Here is a 534-nt window from a genome sequence, read left to right as displayed (position 1 = left end):
AATATCTTTAGGTAAGGAGGTGATCCAACCGCAGGTTCCCCTACGGTTACCTTGTTACGACTTCACCCCAGTCATGAATCACAAAGTGGTAAGCGCCCTCCCGAAGGTTAAGCTACCTACTTCTTTTGCAACCCACTCCCATGGTGTGACGGGCGGTGTGTACAAGGCCCGGGAACGTATTCACCGTAGCATTCTGATCTACGATTACTAGCGATTCCGACTTCATGGAGTCGAGTTGCAGACTCCAATCCGGACTACGACGTACTTTATGAGGTCCGCTTGCTCTCGCGAGGTCGCTTCTCTTTGTATACGCCATTGTAGCACGTGTGTAGCCCTACTCGTAAGGGCCATGATGACTTGACGTCATCCCCACCTTCCTCCAGTTTATCACTGGCAGTCTCCTTTGAGTTCCCGGCCGAACCGCTGGCAACAAAGGATAAGGGTTGCGCTCGTTGCGGGACTTAACCCAACATTTCACAACACGAGCTGACGACAGCCATGCAGCACCTGTCTCAGAGTTCCCGAAGGCACCAA

At 52.4% G+C, this 534-nt stretch carries 1 rRNA gene; it reads right to left on the bottom strand.

What is annotated here, in order from left to right:
- Window positions 1-12: 12 nt before the first annotated feature.
- A 16S ribosomal RNA gene (locus ACJ8IM_RS25225) occupies window positions 13-534 on the bottom strand; the annotation flags it as partial.

The organism is Serratia sp. CY33525 (assembly GCF_052169115.1).
In the GTDB taxonomy this organism is placed as follows: Bacteria; Pseudomonadota; Gammaproteobacteria; order Enterobacterales; family Enterobacteriaceae; genus Serratia; species Serratia sarumanii.
The sequence above is the reverse complement of the archived record's forward strand: the minus strand, read 5'-3'. Positions and strand labels throughout refer to the sequence as shown.